The organism is Chitinophaga sancti (genome assembly GCF_034424315.1).
In the GTDB taxonomy this organism is placed as follows: Bacteria; Bacteroidota; Bacteroidia; order Chitinophagales; family Chitinophagaceae; genus Chitinophaga; species Chitinophaga sancti.
The window spans coordinates 3,177,378-3,194,851 of sequence record NZ_CP139972.1 but is presented as its reverse complement, the minus strand read 5'-3'; the positions used below and the strand labels follow the sequence as shown (position 1 = coordinate 3,194,851).

Annotated in this window: 16 protein-coding genes and 1 riboswitch; of the genes, 8 read left to right on the top strand and 8 right to left on the bottom strand. The window is 45.5% G+C overall.

Features of this window, described 5'->3' with window-relative positions:
* The first annotated feature begins 47 nt into the window (after positions 1 to 47).
* Positions 48 to 1,016 (top strand): LysM peptidoglycan-binding domain-containing protein, encoded by a 969-nt coding sequence (locus tag U0033_RS12115; protein ID WP_072361280.1) that lies wholly within the window; start codon positions 48 to 50, stop codon positions 1,014 to 1,016.
* Between the two features lie 68 nt (positions 1,017 to 1,084).
* Here the strand turns inward: U0033_RS12115 and U0033_RS12110 are convergent, their stop codons facing one another.
* The 3 genes from U0033_RS12110 to U0033_RS12100 form a co-directional block, all read right to left on the bottom strand.
* Complete coding sequence (locus tag U0033_RS12110; protein WP_072361282.1) at positions 1,085 to 1,339, bottom strand: hypothetical protein; 255 nt, start codon at positions 1,337 to 1,339, stop codon at positions 1,085 to 1,087.
* A gap of 22 nt (positions 1,340 to 1,361) precedes the next feature.
* Positions 1,362 to 1,685, bottom strand: a complete 324-nt coding sequence (locus U0033_RS12105; protein ID WP_072361285.1) for a zeta toxin family protein — start codon at positions 1,683 to 1,685, stop codon at positions 1,362 to 1,364.
* Between the two features lie 186 nt (positions 1,686 to 1,871).
* Positions 1,872 to 2,972 carry a hypothetical protein gene (locus U0033_RS12100; RefSeq protein WP_072361288.1) on the bottom strand — a complete coding sequence of 367 codons (1,101 nt, stop codon included), beginning with the start codon at positions 2,970 to 2,972 and terminating at the stop codon, positions 1,872 to 1,874.
* Positions 2,973 to 3,227: 255 nt separating this feature from the next.
* Between U0033_RS12100 and U0033_RS12095 the strand changes: the two genes are divergently transcribed.
* On the top strand, positions 3,228 to 5,528 hold the full coding sequence (locus U0033_RS12095; RefSeq protein WP_218164029.1) for a TonB-dependent receptor: 2,301 nt from the start codon (positions 3,228 to 3,230) through the stop codon (positions 5,526 to 5,528).
* 17 nt (positions 5,529 to 5,545) lie between these two features.
* On the opposite strand, the gene fmt is transcribed toward U0033_RS12095, so the two are convergent.
* Both fmt and U0033_RS12085 read right to left on the bottom strand, forming a co-directional pair.
* The gene (fmt, locus tag U0033_RS12090) at positions 5,546 to 6,478 is read right to left on the bottom strand and encodes a methionyl-tRNA formyltransferase (RefSeq protein WP_083571533.1); all 933 of its coding nucleotides are present in this window, start codon (positions 6,476 to 6,478) and stop codon (positions 5,546 to 5,548) included.
* Positions 6,468 to 7,631 (bottom strand): exo-beta-N-acetylmuramidase NamZ family protein, encoded by a 1,164-nt coding sequence (locus U0033_RS12085; RefSeq protein WP_072361536.1) that lies wholly within the window; start codon positions 7,629 to 7,631, stop codon positions 6,468 to 6,470. The genes fmt and U0033_RS12085 overlap by 11 nt, the downstream gene beginning before the upstream one ends.
* A 134-nt stretch (positions 7,632 to 7,765) precedes the next feature.
* On the opposite strand from U0033_RS12085, the gene U0033_RS12080 reads away from it, so the two are divergent.
* Positions 7,766 to 8,194 (top strand): FKBP-type peptidyl-prolyl cis-trans isomerase, encoded by a 429-nt coding sequence (locus U0033_RS12080; protein WP_072361294.1) that lies wholly within the window; start codon positions 7,766 to 7,768, stop codon positions 8,192 to 8,194.
* Positions 8,195 to 8,295: 101 nt separating this feature from the next.
* Here U0033_RS12080 and U0033_RS12075 read toward each other — a convergent pair whose 3' ends face one another.
* Together U0033_RS12075 and metE are read right to left on the bottom strand one after the other, a co-directional pair.
* The gene (locus U0033_RS12075; RefSeq protein ID WP_072361297.1) at positions 8,296 to 8,505 is read right to left on the bottom strand and encodes a cysteine-rich CWC family protein; all 210 of its coding nucleotides are present in this window, start codon (positions 8,503 to 8,505) and stop codon (positions 8,296 to 8,298) included.
* 22 nt (positions 8,506 to 8,527) lie between these two features.
* Entirely contained in the window at positions 8,528 to 10,822 is a 2,295-nt protein-coding gene (gene metE, locus U0033_RS12070) for a 5-methyltetrahydropteroyltriglutamate--homocysteine S-methyltransferase (RefSeq protein WP_072361539.1), read from the bottom strand.
* A gap of 21 nt (positions 10,823 to 10,843) precedes the next feature.
* A riboswitch (cobalamin riboswitch) is annotated at positions 10,844 to 10,980 on the bottom strand.
* A gap of 136 nt (positions 10,981 to 11,116) precedes the next feature.
* On the opposite strand from metE, the gene pepT reads away from it, so the two are divergent.
* From pepT to U0033_RS12055, 3 genes are all read left to right on the top strand, one after another.
* Entirely contained in the window at positions 11,117 to 12,361 is a 1,245-nt protein-coding gene (gene pepT / locus U0033_RS12065; protein WP_072361299.1) for a peptidase T, read from the top strand.
* Between the two features lie 198 nt (positions 12,362 to 12,559).
* Complete coding sequence (locus U0033_RS12060) at positions 12,560 to 13,276, top strand: MotA/TolQ/ExbB proton channel family protein (protein WP_072361302.1); 717 nt, start codon at positions 12,560 to 12,562, stop codon at positions 13,274 to 13,276.
* 8 nt (positions 13,277 to 13,284) lie between these two features.
* A complete protein-coding gene (locus U0033_RS12055; RefSeq protein WP_072361305.1) occupies positions 13,285 to 13,701 on the top strand; it encodes an ExbD/TolR family protein in 417 nt (138 codons plus the stop codon).
* Between the two features lie 351 nt (positions 13,702 to 14,052).
* Here the strand turns inward: U0033_RS12055 and prmC are convergent, their stop codons facing one another.
* Positions 14,053 to 14,988: a peptide chain release factor N(5)-glutamine methyltransferase gene (gene prmC, locus U0033_RS12050; RefSeq protein WP_072361308.1), complete on the bottom strand. Its 936-nt coding sequence runs from the start codon at positions 14,986 to 14,988 to the stop codon at positions 14,053 to 14,055.
* A gap of 206 nt (positions 14,989 to 15,194) precedes the next feature.
* Here prmC and ribD point away from each other — a divergent pair, with 206 nt between their 5' ends.
* Both ribD and U0033_RS12040 read left to right on the top strand, forming a co-directional pair.
* Positions 15,195 to 16,187, top strand: a complete 993-nt coding sequence (gene ribD / locus U0033_RS12045; protein ID WP_072361310.1) for a bifunctional diaminohydroxyphosphoribosylaminopyrimidine deaminase/5-amino-6-(5-phosphoribosylamino)uracil reductase RibD — start codon at positions 15,195 to 15,197, stop codon at positions 16,185 to 16,187.
* A 1-nt stretch (position 16,188) separates the two neighbouring features.
* Positions 16,189 to 17,469 (top strand): hypothetical protein, encoded by a 1,281-nt coding sequence (locus U0033_RS12040; RefSeq protein WP_072361313.1) that lies wholly within the window; start codon positions 16,189 to 16,191, stop codon positions 17,467 to 17,469.
* The last annotated feature ends 5 nt before the right edge of the window (positions 17,470 to 17,474 follow it).

The window sequence follows — 17,474 nt, the reverse complement described above, 5'->3', positions numbered from 1 at the left end:
ATAAAATATTTATAATTTAGTTGCCCGAAAGGTATAAACAGCGAAGTATGGTAAAATCGTTCATGACATTAGCGGTATTTGTATTATCAGTAGCAGGAGCATATGCACAGGAGATCATTCAGGTGCAGGGAACTTCTCCTGGCCTGTATGTAATGCATACCGTGAAAAAAGGTGAAACTTTATATAGCCTGGGCAGGACATTCAGTCTGCCTATCAAGGATATAGCTGCGGAGAATAACATATCTGCAGATAAAGGTCTGCAGTTGGGGCAGAATATCAAGATCCCGCTGAATGGTACGAACTTTTCACAAAAGGCAGATGCCGCTTCAGGTGGTGCGCCACTGTATCATAAAGTGGAAGCAGCGGAAACACTGTATCGCCTGAGCCTCAATCATAATAAAGTGCCGCTGGATAATATCCGTAAGTGGAACAATATGTCTGGTGATGGGCTGAAGAAAGATACCTACGTGATCATTGGTTACCTGAAAGGTGGTGGCGGAGCGGTAGCTCATACGCCTGCGCCGGCACCTACACCTACACCAGCACCGGCTCCCGTAAACAACACGCCGGCGCCAGTGAATAACACGCCTGCGCCAACACCGGCCCCGGTTAGTAACAATAACCCGGCGCCTCCGGTAGAGAACAATACGCCAGCTCCTGCACCGGCAGAGACACCAACTAAGCCTGCCGCAACACCCGGTTCTTCATTTGAATCACAGTACCTGCAGCAGACGGGCAATGGTAAAAATGCAACGACGGAGAAAGGTCCTGGTGGATGGTTCAAGAGTAATGCGGCAGCTGGGAAGTATTACGCTTTGCATAATACCGCGCAGAGAGGTACGATTATAAAAGTGACGAACCCATTGAATGGTAAGTATATCTATGCGAAAGTACTGGAAACGATTCCCCAGATTAAAGGGAATGCTGGGTTGATTATCAAACTGAGTGATTCTGCATTGGAGGCATTGGGTACAAATGATGCGAAGTTCTATTGTGAATTGAGTTACGAAAATTAAAACCAAATCATTGCAATAAAAAAGCCCGTGCAATCGCACGGGCTTTTTAAATTTATAGTATCAATATTTTAAAGCTTACCTGCTTTTAATAGTTTGAAATCTCTGACCATAAGATCTAATTCGCGCTCTTCCCTCTCACTAATAAATGCAATTGCAGCAGCGTGCCTTCTGACTAATTCTTTATATTCAATTGTACTAAAATGATCTTCCTTAACAGCATGCTTTCCAGCAGCAAGTATAATGTTTTGGGAAAATCCTCTACTTTTTGTGTGATTGTTTGTCATATTCCCCTTTTTCCCTTTTTGATTTCTTGCTTTTGGCATACTACTAATTTAAAGCTATTTTCTAGAATTTAAACATGGCAGCAGGATTGTCTCCTTCAATATTGACAGTAATATAAGGTTGGCCAAATGCAACATGGGTGGAAATTGCGCCAAAACTTTTGAATAGATCCGGCTTTTCGCATTTTAGCAGGTAATAGGTTAAACCGGGATCATTGCTAAAATCATCAAATATCATCCCCAATGGTACATAACGGCCTGACTTGTTGTATCTTTTTATAGCCCTGATAGTGGCTTCCCGCTTTGGAAGAGCTACTGGGGTAAGATGTACTTCATATCCCAGGCGTTTGAGTTCCTGGGCCGTTGCTATTAGGTTTTCAGATTTCATCTTCTTCCAGCTCAAATTCCAGTACGTTAGTGAGAAAATGATCGACCTGATTTATATCTAAAAGCAACCTGGCATACTTCCCCATAATGTCAATGTTTCAATTATTCAATAGTTTAAATTACCGGCCCTCACAGCCGGTAACATAGAAAAATTGAAATTGAGCATTAATACTGCAAATAGGCCATTTTACTCTTCCAGCTTAGCCATATTCAACGTCATCGTAGTCGTAAACGTCAACCCCGTCGTAGTCAAGGCTTTCACTCTCAGTTGATAACTCCCGGCTGTCAGACTCGTATTCTTCTTCACCGTAATCGCCCCCGTTTTCTCATTCAGCGAAAACAATCCATCCTTATCCTCAAATGCAATCCCATCCTTCTCAAGCGCAATAAGACTAAACGCCGATTTATACTTCTCCGGATACAAGGTAGGCGCCGCAGCAACATATGCATTCCCCAACGCAATGTAAACCTGGTTCGTCACCACTGTCAGATCATACTCAGGATAATAAGTACCATAAAAGAACCTGATCTGCGGAATAAAAGTGACACGGAATTTCCTGCTGGCCACATCAAAACCATCTTTTCTCAGCGTAGTTAGCAGCTCGTAAACCTTCTCAGTCTTCTTATCAGGGTTACCAGCACCTTTTTTAAACTGGATTTTATTGCCACTTAATGCGACAACACCCGCAATACCTGTACTGTCAAGATACCACGAAGTACCCTCCAATGACAGACCATTGGCCTCCAGCTCAAACCCTGCTTCAGGATCGCTATACAGCACATAAGCATAGGACAGATCGCCCGAATTGTCAAGCCCCCTGATGCCTGCTTTTGCCGGTGTTACAGTCACCGTGATAGTTTGCTTACCCTTCAATGTTTCATCCTGGTTGTTTGCAATAAGCGTAACCTGGTAATTGTCTGGCAACTTCTTGCCTGTAGTTCCTGATACAGCGCCATTCGGATAAATCAATCCACTGTTTACATGGAGCTTGCCCACTTGCCTGTCCAAAGTAATAGCCTTTGCCAATTGATCATACAGCCTGCTATCTGCATTGATTTGAATGTTCTCATTCCCCGTAAACGCAAGTGTGAAATTGACATCCTGCTGGGAAAGCAAATCAGCAGGTAGATCCAGGTCTTTTTCTTCCCCATAATTGAGTGAAAGTGCAACAGGCATATTGATCGCAACTTCCTTTGCCTGCTTTTGATCTTCTTTGCTACAAGACGAGAAAATAGTCATCAGGACCCCTCCGGATATGGCGAGGAGTTTGGTGTAAATGTTTGGCATGTCTAATGAAAAAGTTTCCGCGAAAGTAGCCGAATATTTTATAAATGCAACAATAGTGCATTTGTTATGGGCTCATTCATGAATGGATGTATAATTTCATTTTGCTGTAATTCAGTTAATTATAAATTATAATCTGCTCAATAAAAAAATATATCTGCAACATTGTTGCTAATGTGTGCCTGATTTCTATCTTTGCAACGCTGATGCGAATACCTAATCCTAATAAAAATGTACCTTAAAAAATGTGCTGCCTATATGCTAACTGTTACGCTAATTTCAATAGCGTTCCATGCCTATGCACAGCAAGATCATACACCCGATACCTTGAAAAAAGTAGACCTTTCTGAAGTGACCATTTCAGGAAAAGGAAACAACCCTGATCCAAATGCAAAAACGATTACCAGCAAAGACCTGGAGCTATATCAAGCTGCTACATTGGGAGAAACCCTCAGTCATATGGCTGGTGTGCAAAACTCTTATTTTGGCCCTAACTCCGGTGCACCTGTGATCAGAAGTCTCAGTGGAAACCGGGTGAGAACGCTCTCCAACGGGGTCGCATTAAGTGAGCTCTCAGGTATCAGCCCCAGTCTGAATGTAAGCACTGATATGGCTAACCTGCTAGGCATCGATGTCTACAAAAGCAGCGCGAGTATCCTGTACGGAGGCAAAGCCATTGGCGGTGCGGTGAACCTGAAAGATAATTCCATCCCCGCATCCCGTTTTTCCAAACAATTAACAGGATCGGTAACAGCAGAAGGCAGTACCAACAACGGTTATAAACAAGGCTTTGACCTCAACGGCAACATGGCCAAACACTGGGCATGGCACTTCGGGGCAATGAATCGCTGGAACGGAAATATCCGTATTCCCGGTAATACCAAGGCTCCTATCGCCTACGATCCGAAAATTGATGACCTGACCCAAACCATGGCACAGGTAAGGGTTGACAAGGAAACGATCCGCAACCTCAGTCTCTATCCCTATATCAGCCAGTTTGTATTGGATAATATGGGTAATCCTGCATGGGATCTGACTGAAGCCGATTTATATACATTCCAGTCAACCTCCACCATCGATGGCGAAATCGTACAAAATCCAAAGAATGATAAATATATCCCCGGGCAGGACCCCAATACCCCGCTTTCCACTACCGTAGTAAAAGGGATCTATGATTATGCCCCCGTAAAACGTGGCGTGATGCCTAACAGTCATGCACATAGCATTGCCACAAACGCAGGCGCAACTTATATCCGTGATAAATTCTACGCAGGAATCGGCTACCGCGCCAGTTATAGCTATTACGGCATTCCTGGTTTTGCCTGGTATGAATCAGGCTATCAGCCTATCAACATCCGGTCGCAGTCAAACAGTATTTTGCTTGAATCAGGTACATCATCGCTGCAATTTAACTACCTGTTCCAGCTGACGAATGATGAAGAATTATCCGGCAGCTACGAATCAAACAGATTCAACACCAATCGGCATGTTGCAAGGTTGGAATGGAAACAAAAACCAATAAAATTGCTGAAAGGAACCAGCGGTATCGACCTTTCTGCTGTCAATATGAGCGGCAGGGGTGCACAACGTTACCTGCCTGACAACAAAAGCCAGGACTACGGCGCATTCTCCTTACAACACATCACCATCGCTAATCAAATACATGCCGATCTGGGGTACCGACATGATATTGCCTTACGTCGTGCTATTCCCGGCAATGGCTATAAACCCAGCAGGGGCTTGGCTGGCGGCAAATTATCACCCAGGAATTTTTACCTGAATCATTTTAATACAGCCCTGCAATGGGATCTGTTCAATATTGCTTATGTAAAAGCATCTTACGTACATGCAGAACGCGCTCCCGATATCAATGAACTCTATGCCGGCAACGATCATTATACCATCATGATTGAAGAAAATGGAGATGATAAACTACATAAGGAGAGATCCAAAACCACTGAATTCGGTGCCGGTATTGACTATCGTGGTCTGCATTTCCTGGTCAACCGCTATCATACCATCTTTAACAATTACATGTACCTCGCACATACAGGTATCTCCCGCTCAGGTGGTTTCCTGGTAAAAGAATGGCGGCAGTCAGACACCAAAATAACTGGTTGGGAAGCAGAATTGGGTTACAAATCTACATTCGGAAAATACTGCAACTGGGAATTATCTTCCTTCTTTGATCTTGTAAAAAATAGCAACGTATCCAATGATCCTTTAAGACAATGGGCAGAAGGGGATTACATGCCGAATATGCCCACCAGCAGATACAATATAACAGGAAAAATAAACTATCAGAAAATAGAAATGAACGTGTTGTTCGATCGATACCTGGAGCAGCAATACTTAGGGAAGAACATCAATCCGGAGCCGCCCATGCCAGCTTATTCTATGCTGGGGGCGAGGGTTACTTACAGGAGAAAAACGACAAGCTACTATCTTAGCGGGAACAATTTACTGAACGTAGAAGCGCGTCCGCAAAACTCATATCTCAAATACCTCGCGCCTTTACCGGGTATTAATATAGCCCTGGGTATCAAAGTATTCATTTGATGCCCAGGGCACATAAATTAATTCGCTCTGAATCCTCTCAAAAAAGCTTCAATATCCATTCTCTTCTTCCCTTCCAGCTGTATCTCCACCAAACCCAGATAACCATCCTTCGCGGCTATTTTCAAATAACTCTTTCCATCCGTCACAAACTCACCAGGTGCAACAGACGGCGTTGTTTTCTCTTTCGTTGCCTTAAAGATCTTCACACTCTTTCCCTGCAAATACGCCCAGGCAGTAGGATAGGGGCTCAGTCCCCTTACCAGGTTATAAATATGATCAATCCCATCCTCCCACTTAATCTGGCAATCTTCTTTAAAGATCTTCGGAGCATGTTTGATATCCTCTGCCTTCATGTGTGCCTGCGGAACCTCATGTACATCACCATTCGCAATAGCCTTTACCGTTTTCAATAACAATTCGGCGCCCGTCTGCATCAGTGCATCGTGGAGTTCGCCCGCAGTCTCATCTTCACGGATGGGCACTGCCTGGCTAAACATCACATCACCTGTATCGATCTCGTGCTGCAACTTGAACGTGGTTACACCAGATTCTTTCTCCCCGTTGATGATGGCCCAGTTGATCGGTGCTGCGCCTCTATAGTTAGGTAATAAAGATCCATGTACATTGATGGTACCCAGTCTCGGCATATCCCATACCACCACTGGCAGCATCCGGAATGCAACCACCACCTGCAGGTCTGCATTCAATCCACGCAGCTCTTCCAGGAATTCCGGATTCTTCAGTTTCTCTGGTTGCATCACGTGCAAACCTTTACTTACCGCATACTTTTTTACAGCACTTTCCTGCAGCTGTAAACCGCGGCCCGCAGGCTTATCGGGTGCTGTGATCACGCCCACTACATTAAATCCGTGCTGCACCAGGATATCCAGTGATGCCACTGCAAAATCCGGCGTACCCATAAATACGATCCTAAGAGAATCACTCTGCATATAGTAAATATTTCTTCCTGATAGTTTTAAAATGATTCAAAGCCGGTTCCCAGCTCTGACGGATAGCAGCTTCGCTCATACCCTGTTTAATTTGCTGCTGCAAGGTAGTATTCCCTGCCAACCTGTTAAAGCTGCTGATAAAGAATTTATCCTTGTTCGGGAACATTTGATAAGCCTGAATGAGCCATTTCAGTTGTACCTGCTTGTTCATTTTGGCCCTGCTCTCTTCAGGAGTGCCAGTCAGGTTGTAGCCGTAGCAAGTTACATCTTTCAGGGGAGGTTCTTTTGCTCCCTCAGTGCTGTGTGGGGTAAATGAGTACAGGGCCTTTGGAAACTCCGGACTACCATAAACCTGGAAAGGGAGGTCTGTACCACGGCCCAGGCTCAGCGCAGTACCTTCAAAAAGGCACATGCTGGGATAGAGGTAAATAGATGCCATGTTGGGCAGGTTAGGAGAAGGTTTTACCGGCAGCTGGTAATAGGTATGATGATCATATTGCTGGCATTTGATCACGGTTAGTTTACACTGCACGCCGTTCTTCAGCCATTTCTCCCCATTCAGTAATTGTGCATACTCACCTACAGTCATACCGTGTACGATAGGAACAGGCTGCATGCCTACAAAAGAACGCAGGGCAGTATCCAGTACCGGGCCATCTACGTAGTGACCATTGGGATTGGGTCTGTCCAGAATGATGAGTGGTTTATTATTTTCAGCAGCAGACTCCATCAGTTCCTGCAGGGAGGAAATGTAAGTATAAAAGCGGGTGCCTACATCCTGGATATCAAAGAGGAGGATATCCACATCTTTGAGGTCATTGGCATCGGCCTTACGATGTTTGCCATAGAGGGAAACAATGGTGAGACCGGTCGCGGCATCTTTGCTATTCCCTACTTTTTCACCCGCATCTGCTTTACCTCTGAAGCCGTGCTCCGGGCTAAAGATCTTCTGAATATTGACCTTGAGTTTCAATAATGAATCTACGAGATGCGTATTCCCGATAGTGGCTGTCTGGTTGACCAGCAGGGCAACTCTTTTGCCTTTGAGCAGGGGAAGATATGCCGCGGTCCGGGTTGCCCCTGTGATGACCTGGGCCTTTGCCGGCAGCAGGAGGGAACACGAAATAAGGATGGAAAGGAGGAGTTTATACATGAGATCAAAAGTAATAAATTTAAAAAGGTTATTTTGCTGCCATGCAGACAGAATGCGCCCGAACACTTGGCACATTAATCATTTTTCTTACCTTGCAGGTAATAAATTTCCTAAACACTTAACAAATTATTTTTATGCAAGCAGTTAAAAACGGAGATAAGGTGCGCGTGCATTATCATGGCCGTCTGACTAACGGAACTACTTTTGATTCTTCCGAAGGCAGAGACCCGCTGGAATTTGAGGTTGGTGCCGGTATGGTTATTAAAGGCTTCGACAACGGTGTGGTGGATATGAAAGTAGGCGAGAAAAAGACTTTGAACATTCCGGTTGAAGAGGCCTACGGTCCTAAAAACGATGAACTGATCATGGATTTCCCTAAAGAGAATATACCAGCTGATTTAAATCCTCAGGTAGGTATGGAATTGCAGATGAGCAATCCACAAGGTCAGGTATTCCCTGTAAAGGTTGCTGCTATCAGCACCGAATTCATCACCCTGGATGCAAACCATCCGCTGGCTGGAGAGCCTTTAGTCTTTGATATTGAATTAGTAGAGATCGTTTAATCAAGGATATTCAATTAAAAGGGTGTTTACTTTGTGGTAAACACCCTTTTTTTATACGGGTGTCGGTTGTTTTTATACGCCTTCCGGCTCCGGATGTTGGTTTATCGCTTCTGCAATTGTTCCAGTCTGTATTGCTCTTTCATCACCTGCATGCAGGATGCACAAAGGCAACCGGCATAGTGTTCAGCGATGTAGATACGTTCTTCCTCATTCAGCGTTACCTCCTGGCATTGGCAGCGAAGAATAGATCCGACCCGGCATTCAAATGCTTTGTTGCAGCGTGGACAGCTGACGGTTTCATGTTCTGCCATTTCATAAAGATACGAAATGACATCAAACCACTTGTTGAACCGCCACTCTCATTTGCGCCGCAGCCGTTACCATATTCCGCAATGCCTGCTCCGTCTCCGGCCACTTCCTCGTCTTCAATCCGCAATCCGGATTCACCCAAATATTCCTCGCTGGTAATAACTGCACCGCTTTCTCCAACAATCCCGTCATTTCCGCTACCGTAGGCACTCTTGGCGAATGTATATCATACACCCCAGGCCCAATTTCATAAGGATACCTGAATGTTGCAAACACCTCCAGCAATTCCATCTGTGATCTCGAAGTCTCTATTGTAATCACATCTGCATCCATTGCCGCAATACTATCAATGATATCATTGAACTCGGAATAACACATATGCGTATGGATCTGCGTGGCATCTTCTACCCCGGAAACCGCTACCCTAAAGGCTTTTACTGCCCATTCCAGGTACGCCGGCCAATCAGCCCTTCGCAATGGCAGGCCCTCCCTGATGGCAGGTTCATCTACCTGGATCACCCTGATACCCGTCTTCTCCAGGTCATTCACCTCATCCCTGATAGCGAGTGCAATCTGCAAAGTAGTATCAGCTCTGGGTTGATCATCTCTCACAAATGACCATTGCAAAATCGTGACCGGTCCTGTCAGCATTCCCTTCATAGGCTTGCGTGTCAGCGATTGTGCATAACTACTCCATTCTACCGTCATTGGCAGGGGGCGGGATACATCTCCATATATAACCGGTGGTTTTACACAGCGAGATCCATAACTCTGCACCCAGCCATTCTTCGTAAACACAAAGCCTTCCAGCTGTTCTCCAAAATATTCCACCATATCATTCCGCTCAAATTCTCCATGCACCAACACATCAATATGAAGGCTTTCCTGCAGTTGCACGGACTCTCCAATCGCATTACGGATCGCTACATCATATGCCTCCCGGGTGATCACACCTTTCTTCACATCTGCACGTAGTTTGCGAATGTCTTCAGTTTGTGGAAATGAACCAATGGTAGTAGTCGGGAACAATGGTAGTTTCAACACAGCTTCCTGCGCCTGCTGACGAATGGTAAATTCACTTGTACGATGTGCATCTGCCGCTGTCAATGCCGCCAGCCTTGCTTTTACAGCTGGTTTGTGAATGATGGAAGCGGTGGCCCTATCCTGCATTGCTGCTTTATTCACAAGCAGAAGATCCTGGTTACCTGACAGGATCTTTGCCAGATCCACTACTTCATACACCTTCTGCTTTGCAAACGCCATCCAGTTTTTAAACTGTGGTGTCAGCTCTTCCAGGTCCAGATCATAAGGGGTATGCAGCAATGAACAGGAAGCAGCAATCAATATTCTTTCTTCACCTATTACCTCAATAGCTTGTTCAATCAAAGCGACACTTTGCTCATAATTATTCTTCCAGATATTCCGGCCATTCACTACACCCAGCGAGAGTTGCAGGTGTTTGGGTATCAGGTTTAATACCCGCTCCAGTTGTTCCGGAGCCCTCACCAGGTCAATGTGCAATGCATGTACGGGTAGCTGTAAAGTCAATGCAGTATTATCCTGCAGGCTGCCGAAGTAGGTGGTCAGTAACAATTTTGCAGATGAAAGAACGGCGGCAATTTTATTATATGCATACTGGAACAATGCCTGTTGCTGTGGTGTTAAATCCAGTACCAGCGTGGGTTCATCGATCTGAATCCAGGTAGCACCAGCTTTCTCCAGTGATTGCAGCAGGGAAATATAAACAGGCAATAATTTGTCCAGCAGGTCTGCCACCTGCAATGGCTCCTCTTTAATTTTACCTAAGAGCAAAAAGCTCACAGGCCCGATGATCACAGGTTTGGTATGAATGCCCAATGCTTTTGCTTCCTCAAATTCTTCCAGGGCCTTATTATACGCCAGTTCAAAATTTTGTGTACCATCAAATTCAGGTACCAGGTAATGATAATTGGTATCAAACCATTTTGTCATTTCCATGGCGGTGAGATCAAACCCATTTTTTTGGTATCCGCGGGCCATGCCAAAGTACAGCTCAGGGCTGCTGGCCGTGATCTGTGTGGCTTTCAGCCCATGAAACCTGGCAGGAATGGTATTGGTCATAATACACATATCCAGTACCTGGTCATAATAAGAAAAGTCATTGGAAGGGATCAGGTCAACACCTGCATCACGCAGGGTTTCCCAATTCTGCCGGCGAAGCTGCCGGGCTGTCATCTGCAATTTCTCCAGGGAGATCCTGCCCGCCCAGTAGGCTTCGTTTGCTTTCTTTAATTCTCTATTGCTACCAATACGCGGATAGCCGGGAACGTTGGTTTGCATACTTGCTGTCATTTAAAATGTTAAAAATATCTGCCTGCGACAAGTATCTGGCTTGGAACGGGAACACCGTCATTTACAGTTGCGCGTCAGCCCGTGATTTGCACACGGTTCCATTCCGCAGTACAAATTTCTATACAAACCTATGAATAAAGATAAAATGAACTAATAAATATATTTAAATTGGATTATTGTTCTTTAATATAGAATAAATATGTTTGTTTGTTCTGAAAATACAATAAAGCTCAGTGTCAAATAGTACATTTCTCTTTTCTCACTATTTCTTAGGTTTGCACTATGTTCAATAATTACAAATACACCGTTACCGAGCGCTTCCTGCGCTACGTCCAGATAGATACGCAATCAGATCCACTGAGCAAGAGTTTTCCTTCCACAGAAAAACAAAAGGACCTCGGTCGCCTGCTTGTACAGGAACTGCATGAAATAGGTATCTCCGATGTTGAAATGGATGAACATGGCTATGTATTTGCCACCATCCCATCTAACACCACCAAAGATGTTCCTGTTATCTGTTTCTGCTCCCACATGGATACGAGCAGCGATTGCAGTGGCACAGGGGTAAAGCCGATCATCCACATGCATTATGATGGCAGCGACATCGAACTGCCGGAAGATAACACCGTTATCAAAGCTGCCCTTCACCCATACCTTGCCTCCAAAAAAGGAGACGATATCATCACTGCTGCCGGCAATACCCTGCTGGGCGCCGATGACAAGGCCGGTGTAGCAGAGATCATGGATGCTGCCCATTACCTGATCACACATCCTGAGATCAAACATGGCAGGATCCGCATCCTCTTCACACCTGATGAAGAAGTAGGCCGCGGTGTGGAAAAACTCGATATGGTGAAACTCGGGGCCAGCTTTGGTTATACAATGGATGGCGGGGAACTGGGTTCACTGGAAGATGAGAGCTTCAGTGCAGATGCTGCAAAGATCGTGATCGAAGGAGTGAGCGTACACCCGGGTACCGCAAAAGATAAACTGGTGAGTGCTATCAAGATAGCTGCGGAAATCGTAGATGCACTGCCTAAAGATGGTCTCTCTCCGGAAATGACCGAAGATCGCCAGGGCTTCATTCACCCGGTAAGGGTAAGTGGTATTGTAGAACATGCGGAGATCGATTTCATCCTGCGTGATTTCGTGACTGCCAAACTAAAAGACCATGCAGATTTCCTGCAAAATATCCTGGATAAGGTGATGGCGAAATATCCCACTGCCAGTGCGAAACTGACTGTTACGGAGCAGTACCGCAATATGAAAGAGGTGCTGAACCTGCATCCGCAGGTAACTGATTATGCTGAAGAAGCGATCCGCAGGGCAGGGGTAGCGCCACTGAAAATGATCATTCGGGGTGGTACTGATGGTTCCCGTCTTTCCTTTATGGGATTACCCTGTCCAAATATTTTCACGGGTGAAATGGCCCTGCATGGCAAGTCAGAATATGTGAGCATACAGGATATGCAGAAGGCGGTGCAGACGATTGTACACCTTGCACAGGTGTGGGAGGAGAAGGCCTGATTGCATCTGGCATAGAAATCGCTGATAGTGATTGGCAATCCTGTTGCTGAAACAATCAGGTACCGGATTGTATTCACTACTCATTAACAATGGGGATAATATTTTAAGAACATATACGTTAAATGTTTACATAATATTGGTATCTTTCCCCGCTTGTTGCATTTGATGTAATACTTTTGCAAGGTTAAAATTTTATTCATGCTCTTAGGATTAGTAACATTACTCCAGGATTCCTTATTATCGCCCAAGCCCGATACAGTGGCTGCCGGCACCGAAGCAGTTGCCGCTGCCGATCAGCATATCAGGTTATTAGACCTGCTGGCAAAGGGGGGCGTACTCATGATCCCTCTGGGGATTCTCTCTGTTATCGCCGTTTTCTCCTTTGTAGAAAGGTATCTCACCATCTCCAAAGCTGGTAAACTGGAAGATAATTTCATGCCGATGATCCGTGATCATATCTCCAATGGCAACATCCAGGCTGCACGTTCTTTATCAAAGAACACTAACAGCCCTATTGCCCGTATGATCGACAAAGGCATCCAGCGTATAGGTAAGCCGATCGAGAGCATTGAAAAGTCTATGGAGAATGTAGGTAAGCTGGAAATATATAAAATGGAAAAGAACCTCGTGATCCTTTCTATTATCTCCGGTATTGCGCCTATGTTCGGATTCCTGGGTACCATCGCCGGTATGATCCAGACCTTCTTTAATATCTCTATCACTTCCGATATCACCCTGGGTACAATTGCCGGTGGTATCTATGTGAAGATGATCACTTCTGCAACGGGTCTGATTATCGGTCTGGTGGCCTATATCGGCTACAGCTTCCTGAATGCGCAGATAGACAAGACTATCAATAAAATGGAAGCTGCTTCTGCTGAGTTTATCGATATTTTACAGGAGCCAACCAGATAATCAAGCTTATGAACTTACGCAACAGAAGAAATAAAAATCATGTGGAGATGCACAGCGGGGCGCTGAATGACATCTTGTTCATTCTGCTGCTCTTCTTCCTGATCGTATCCACATTGGCGAATCCAAACGTAATCAAGCTGACTTTGCCAAAGGCAAAGAGCAATACCAAGTCTAAACAGACGGTGGTTGTCAGCATTAATGATAAGAGAGAATTCTTTGTAGGTACTAACAAGGTCGCCTTTGGAAGCCTGAAGCAGATGTTGGCGGCATCCATTGCACGGGATTCGAAAGAGGTAGATCCTACGATTGTGGTAAATGCAGAAAAATCAGTTCCGGTAGAGGATGTGGTGTCTATTATGGAGATAGCGCGTGAAATAGGAGCCAGGGTTGTATTGGCGACTACAAAACCGCCTGAAACGAATTAGGACTAACATGTATACCAATACGAAATTCAAACGGCTCCGGAGCAATTAAGTTCCGGAGCCGTTTTTTTGCCAGTTGAGAAGTAATATTAGAACTCATATCGTAATTACCATTTAGGTATTGATTATCAATTCAAAATACCTGTCTATGAAATGATTTCTAGTTTAAGCTACCTGCAGGTGGTAGGTTGGTGGTATCAAATATTCTGCATTGGAGGAGCAGTTTTAAAAGGATAATGTTAAAGCTGGTGGCGTCGGATTTCATTTTTAAGGTTTCGTTCTTTAAATTTCCATCCGCGACGCTTCATTTTCAGCGTTACATCCTGAAGGCCTTTCATTTTAAAGTTTCGTTCCTTAAAGTTTCTTCGCCTTCACCATCCTGTCTTTCCCAAAAAGATCCTGCTTCAGTACCACCTCCACATATCCCTGCTCTTCCAGCAATTTCACAGTCTCCGCTCCATACGCCTCATTGATCTCAAAATATAATCCACCTCCGGGTGCCAACTTCTCCTGCGCCAGTTCACCTATCCTCCGGTAAAAACGAAGGGGATCATGATCCGGTACAAACAAGGCAATATTGGGTTCATAATCCAGTACCTGCTCCTGCATGCCGGCACGCTCCTGTTCACAGATATAAGGAGGATTGCTTACTATAATATCAAATATTGGTAGCGCAGCAGTTGCATTTACATCCAATACATCCACCAATGAAAAATTAACATCCAGTGATAATTTCTTTGCATTTGCCTTTGCCACTTCCAGGGCGCCGGCACTAATGTCAATGGCGCTTACAGCAGCTGACGGGAGGTTTTTCTTGATAGCTAATGGAATGGCGCCACTGCCTGTGCCAATGTCCAGGATGCTGGGGTGCAATCCTGTTACAATTCTTTTACCTGTATCCAATATTCTTCCCTGCATTTCGAGCCCCGTTTCCTGGTTTCCTGGTTGCTTGCCCGCTTTCTTCACATCTTCAATAATCCACTCCGCCAGTTCCTCCGTTTCCGGTCTTGGAATCAATACATCCGGGGTCACCTGCAGTTCCATGCCATAAAACCAGCCCGTTCCTGTCACATATTGCACCGGCTCATTCCTGAGCAGGGCATCCAGGCCTTTCTGAAAGCGATCTGCCTGATCCTCAGTGAGTTCCCTGTCTTTATAAACGATCCTGTCCATTTTGCCAAGGCCGGTGATATGCTCCATTAATATATGGGCAATACTGGCAGCCTCCCGATCGCCATGGATGGGGCTTAGGGCCTGAATGATCTGTATAAATGCAACCTGAATGGTCATAAGCTGTGGTATAAAAAAGGGAAATTCCCGGCGTAAACGATATTTTTGCAGGCAAAAGTAAGGATACAAACATTGCAAAGGATACGCTTCCTGCACTCCAGGGCGACATTCCTGCCAGCAAAAGTAAGGATACAAACATTGCAAAGGATACGCTTCCTGCACTCCGGAACCACATTCCCTGCAAAAGTAAAGATACAAACACGACCATGGACCGCCATACAGATGAATTTTTCATGCTTCGTTGTATTCACCTCGCCACCCTGGGAGCAGGCCATGTCGCCCCAAACCCAATGGTAGGTGCTGTACTCGTACACGAAGGCAGAATAATAGGAGAGGGATACCATAAGGTATACGGGCAGGCGCATGCCGAAGTGAATTGTATCAATTCTGTAAAAGAAGCCGATCGCCACCTCATTCCAGCTGCCACCATGTACGTGAGCCTGGAGCCCTGCGCGCACTATGGCAAAACGCCCCCCTGCGCCAACCTGATCGTGGCCGAAAAGATCCCAAAAGTAGTCATCGGTTGCGTAGACACCTTCAGTGCTGTAGCCGGGAAAGGCATCGCCATCCTCGAAAATGCCGGTATTGCCGTACACACCGGCATCCTGGAAGCCGAATGCAGGGAACTTAACAGCCGCTTCTTTACTTTTCATGAACAAAAACGCCCCTATATCATATTAAAATGGGCCGAGTGCCAGGCCGGCTATATGGGCACAGAAGATGGTCATCCTGTGCGCATCTCCAACCGCTTTACCGACAGGATGGTACATCGCTGGAGAACAGAAGAAAGCAGCATCCTCGTAGGCAGCCATACCGCTGTGATGGATAATCCAAGGCTCAATAACCGCCTCTGGACAGGCAAAGACCCCCTGAGAATCGTGATAGACCCGCATCATAAAGTGCCAGCTACCCATCACCTGTACGATGGCAGTCAGCCTACCTTCTTCTTCAGGGGCAACACCCTGGCACAGCTGATGCAGGAACTGCATGAACAACGCGTACTCAGTGTGCTCGTGGAAGGAGGGGCAGCCACCCTCACCCGTTTTATTGAAGAAGGTCTCTGGGATGAGGCAAGAGTGATCAGAGGGGCAATCACCCTACCCGGAGGATTGTCGGCACCCCGGTTGAAAAATGCTAAGTTAACAACAGAAATATCGCTAGAGGGCGATCATATATTTACATACCACAGGGAACAATAACATGTACAAATTAAGGGCTCCTATATGCATATGGTTATTCATTCTTTGCTCACTGCAGGCAGTGGGCCAGGGTGATAAATGGACCGGCACCTGGCATATGGACTATACCCCCACTGGCAGCTCCAAAACCATTAGTATGGAATGGCAGATCAGCGAACCTACCAACAAAATGCTGTATCCGTCTCTCCTCAAAATTGATTATGGCTCCTTTTCCGGTTCGTACGAAGTACTCCTTTGTAAAAAGAACGACCACGAACTCGGCATTGGCCGAAATAAATATCCCATCTCAGAAGCCCCTTTTAAAATCGGTGCCTGGATGCTGTACCTCAATGGTACCCTGGATTTTAAACCCAATGGTCTTTCTGTAGAAAGGATGTGGATCAACTCTTTCGAATTATATATGCAGGGCTTCTATCATGACGATGAGATCTATGCTATGATGAAAGATTACCTGCGTGAACTGCTGTCAAAGAAACCCATCTTATTAAAGAAGAAAGATAACATCCCCTGGCAAAGCCCGGATACCCGGCGCATGGCGCATCCCGAAGGCGATTCGGTTTACTTCGGCGTCTATGATAAGATCACCGTCTACGATTCTATCATCCCCGTTTTCATCAGAGACGAAGACGTTGATGACAAAGACACCGTGACCTTTGTACACAATGGTAAGACCCTGCTGAACAAAGAATATGTAAGCCCCGGCGGCTCACTCTTCCAGGTGAAACTGGATACGGGTATGAATATACTGGGATTCTTTGCCGATAATTACGGCAGGCTCCCGCCAAACACCGGCTCCTTCAGGATCAAAACAGATAGCCTGGCAGCGGTATACGATTTTCGTGATAAGTCTAATTACTATTCTACTTTCCTGGTAGCACAGGTTTATAGAAAAGTAAAACCGCAGCCACCTGCACCGCCTACACCACCTGTAGATAAGCGGGTAATAGAACGTCGTAACAACCTGCTGGACCAGATCACGGTGGGTACAGGTGATGTAGAACTGGAACTGTGGGACGATGCCGCCGAAGATGGCGACAGCATTTCCATTCGCCTGAATGAAAAATACATTGTAAGCGGTTTTCCTGTATTAAAACGCAGGCAAAAATTATCAGTTACACTCCAACCGGGCGAGAACCGGATGATATTACTGGCAGACAATTTGGGGAGTATTCCTCCCAATACCGCCGTGATGAAAATCACCGCAGGTAAGATTAGAAAATATGTGCGCATAAAGACGGATCTGAAGCAGAACAACCTGCTCATGATCAATTATACCCCTTAACAAAC

Coding starts and splice junctions, on each gene's coding strand:
- metE (WP_072361539.1), bottom strand. CDS start 10,822: ATGCAAACCAACGTTCCCGGCTATCCGCGTATTGGTAGCAATAGAGAA.
- U0033_RS12115 (WP_072361280.1), top strand. CDS start 48: ATGGTAAAATCGTTCATGACATTAGCGGTATTTGTATTATCAGTAGCA.
- ribD (WP_072361310.1), top strand. CDS start 15,195: ATGGACCGCCATACAGATGAATTTTTCATGCTTCGTTGTATTCACCTC.
- U0033_RS12105 (WP_072361285.1), bottom strand. CDS start 1,685: ATGAAATCTGAAAACCTAATAGCAACGGCCCAGGAACTCAAACGCCTG.
- prmC (WP_072361308.1), bottom strand. CDS start 14,988: ATGACCATTCAGGTTGCATTTATACAGATCATTCAGGCCCTAAGCCCC.
- U0033_RS12060 (WP_072361302.1), top strand. CDS start 12,560: ATGCTCTTAGGATTAGTAACATTACTCCAGGATTCCTTATTATCGCCC.
- U0033_RS12110 (WP_072361282.1), bottom strand. CDS start 1,339: ATGCCAAAAGCAAGAAATCAAAAAGGGAAAAAGGGGAATATGACAAAC.
- U0033_RS12075 (WP_072361297.1), bottom strand. CDS start 8,505: ATGGCAGAACATGAAACCGTCAGCTGTCCACGCTGCAACAAAGCATTT.
- U0033_RS12100 (WP_072361288.1), bottom strand. CDS start 2,972: ATGCCAAACATTTACACCAAACTCCTCGCCATATCCGGAGGGGTCCTG.
- fmt (WP_083571533.1), bottom strand. CDS start 6,478: ATGCAGAGTGATTCTCTTAGGATCGTATTTATGGGTACGCCGGATTTT.
- U0033_RS12080 (WP_072361294.1), top strand. CDS start 7,766: ATGCAAGCAGTTAAAAACGGAGATAAGGTGCGCGTGCATTATCATGGC.
- pepT (WP_072361299.1), top strand. CDS start 11,117: ATGTTCAATAATTACAAATACACCGTTACCGAGCGCTTCCTGCGCTAC.
- U0033_RS12095 (WP_218164029.1), top strand. CDS start 3,228: ATGCTAACTGTTACGCTAATTTCAATAGCGTTCCATGCCTATGCACAG.
- U0033_RS12085 (WP_072361536.1), bottom strand. CDS start 7,631: ATGTATAAACTCCTCCTTTCCATCCTTATTTCGTGTTCCCTCCTGCTG.
- U0033_RS12040 (WP_072361313.1), top strand. CDS start 16,189: ATGTACAAATTAAGGGCTCCTATATGCATATGGTTATTCATTCTTTGC.
- U0033_RS12055 (WP_072361305.1), top strand. CDS start 13,285: ATGAACTTACGCAACAGAAGAAATAAAAATCATGTGGAGATGCACAGC.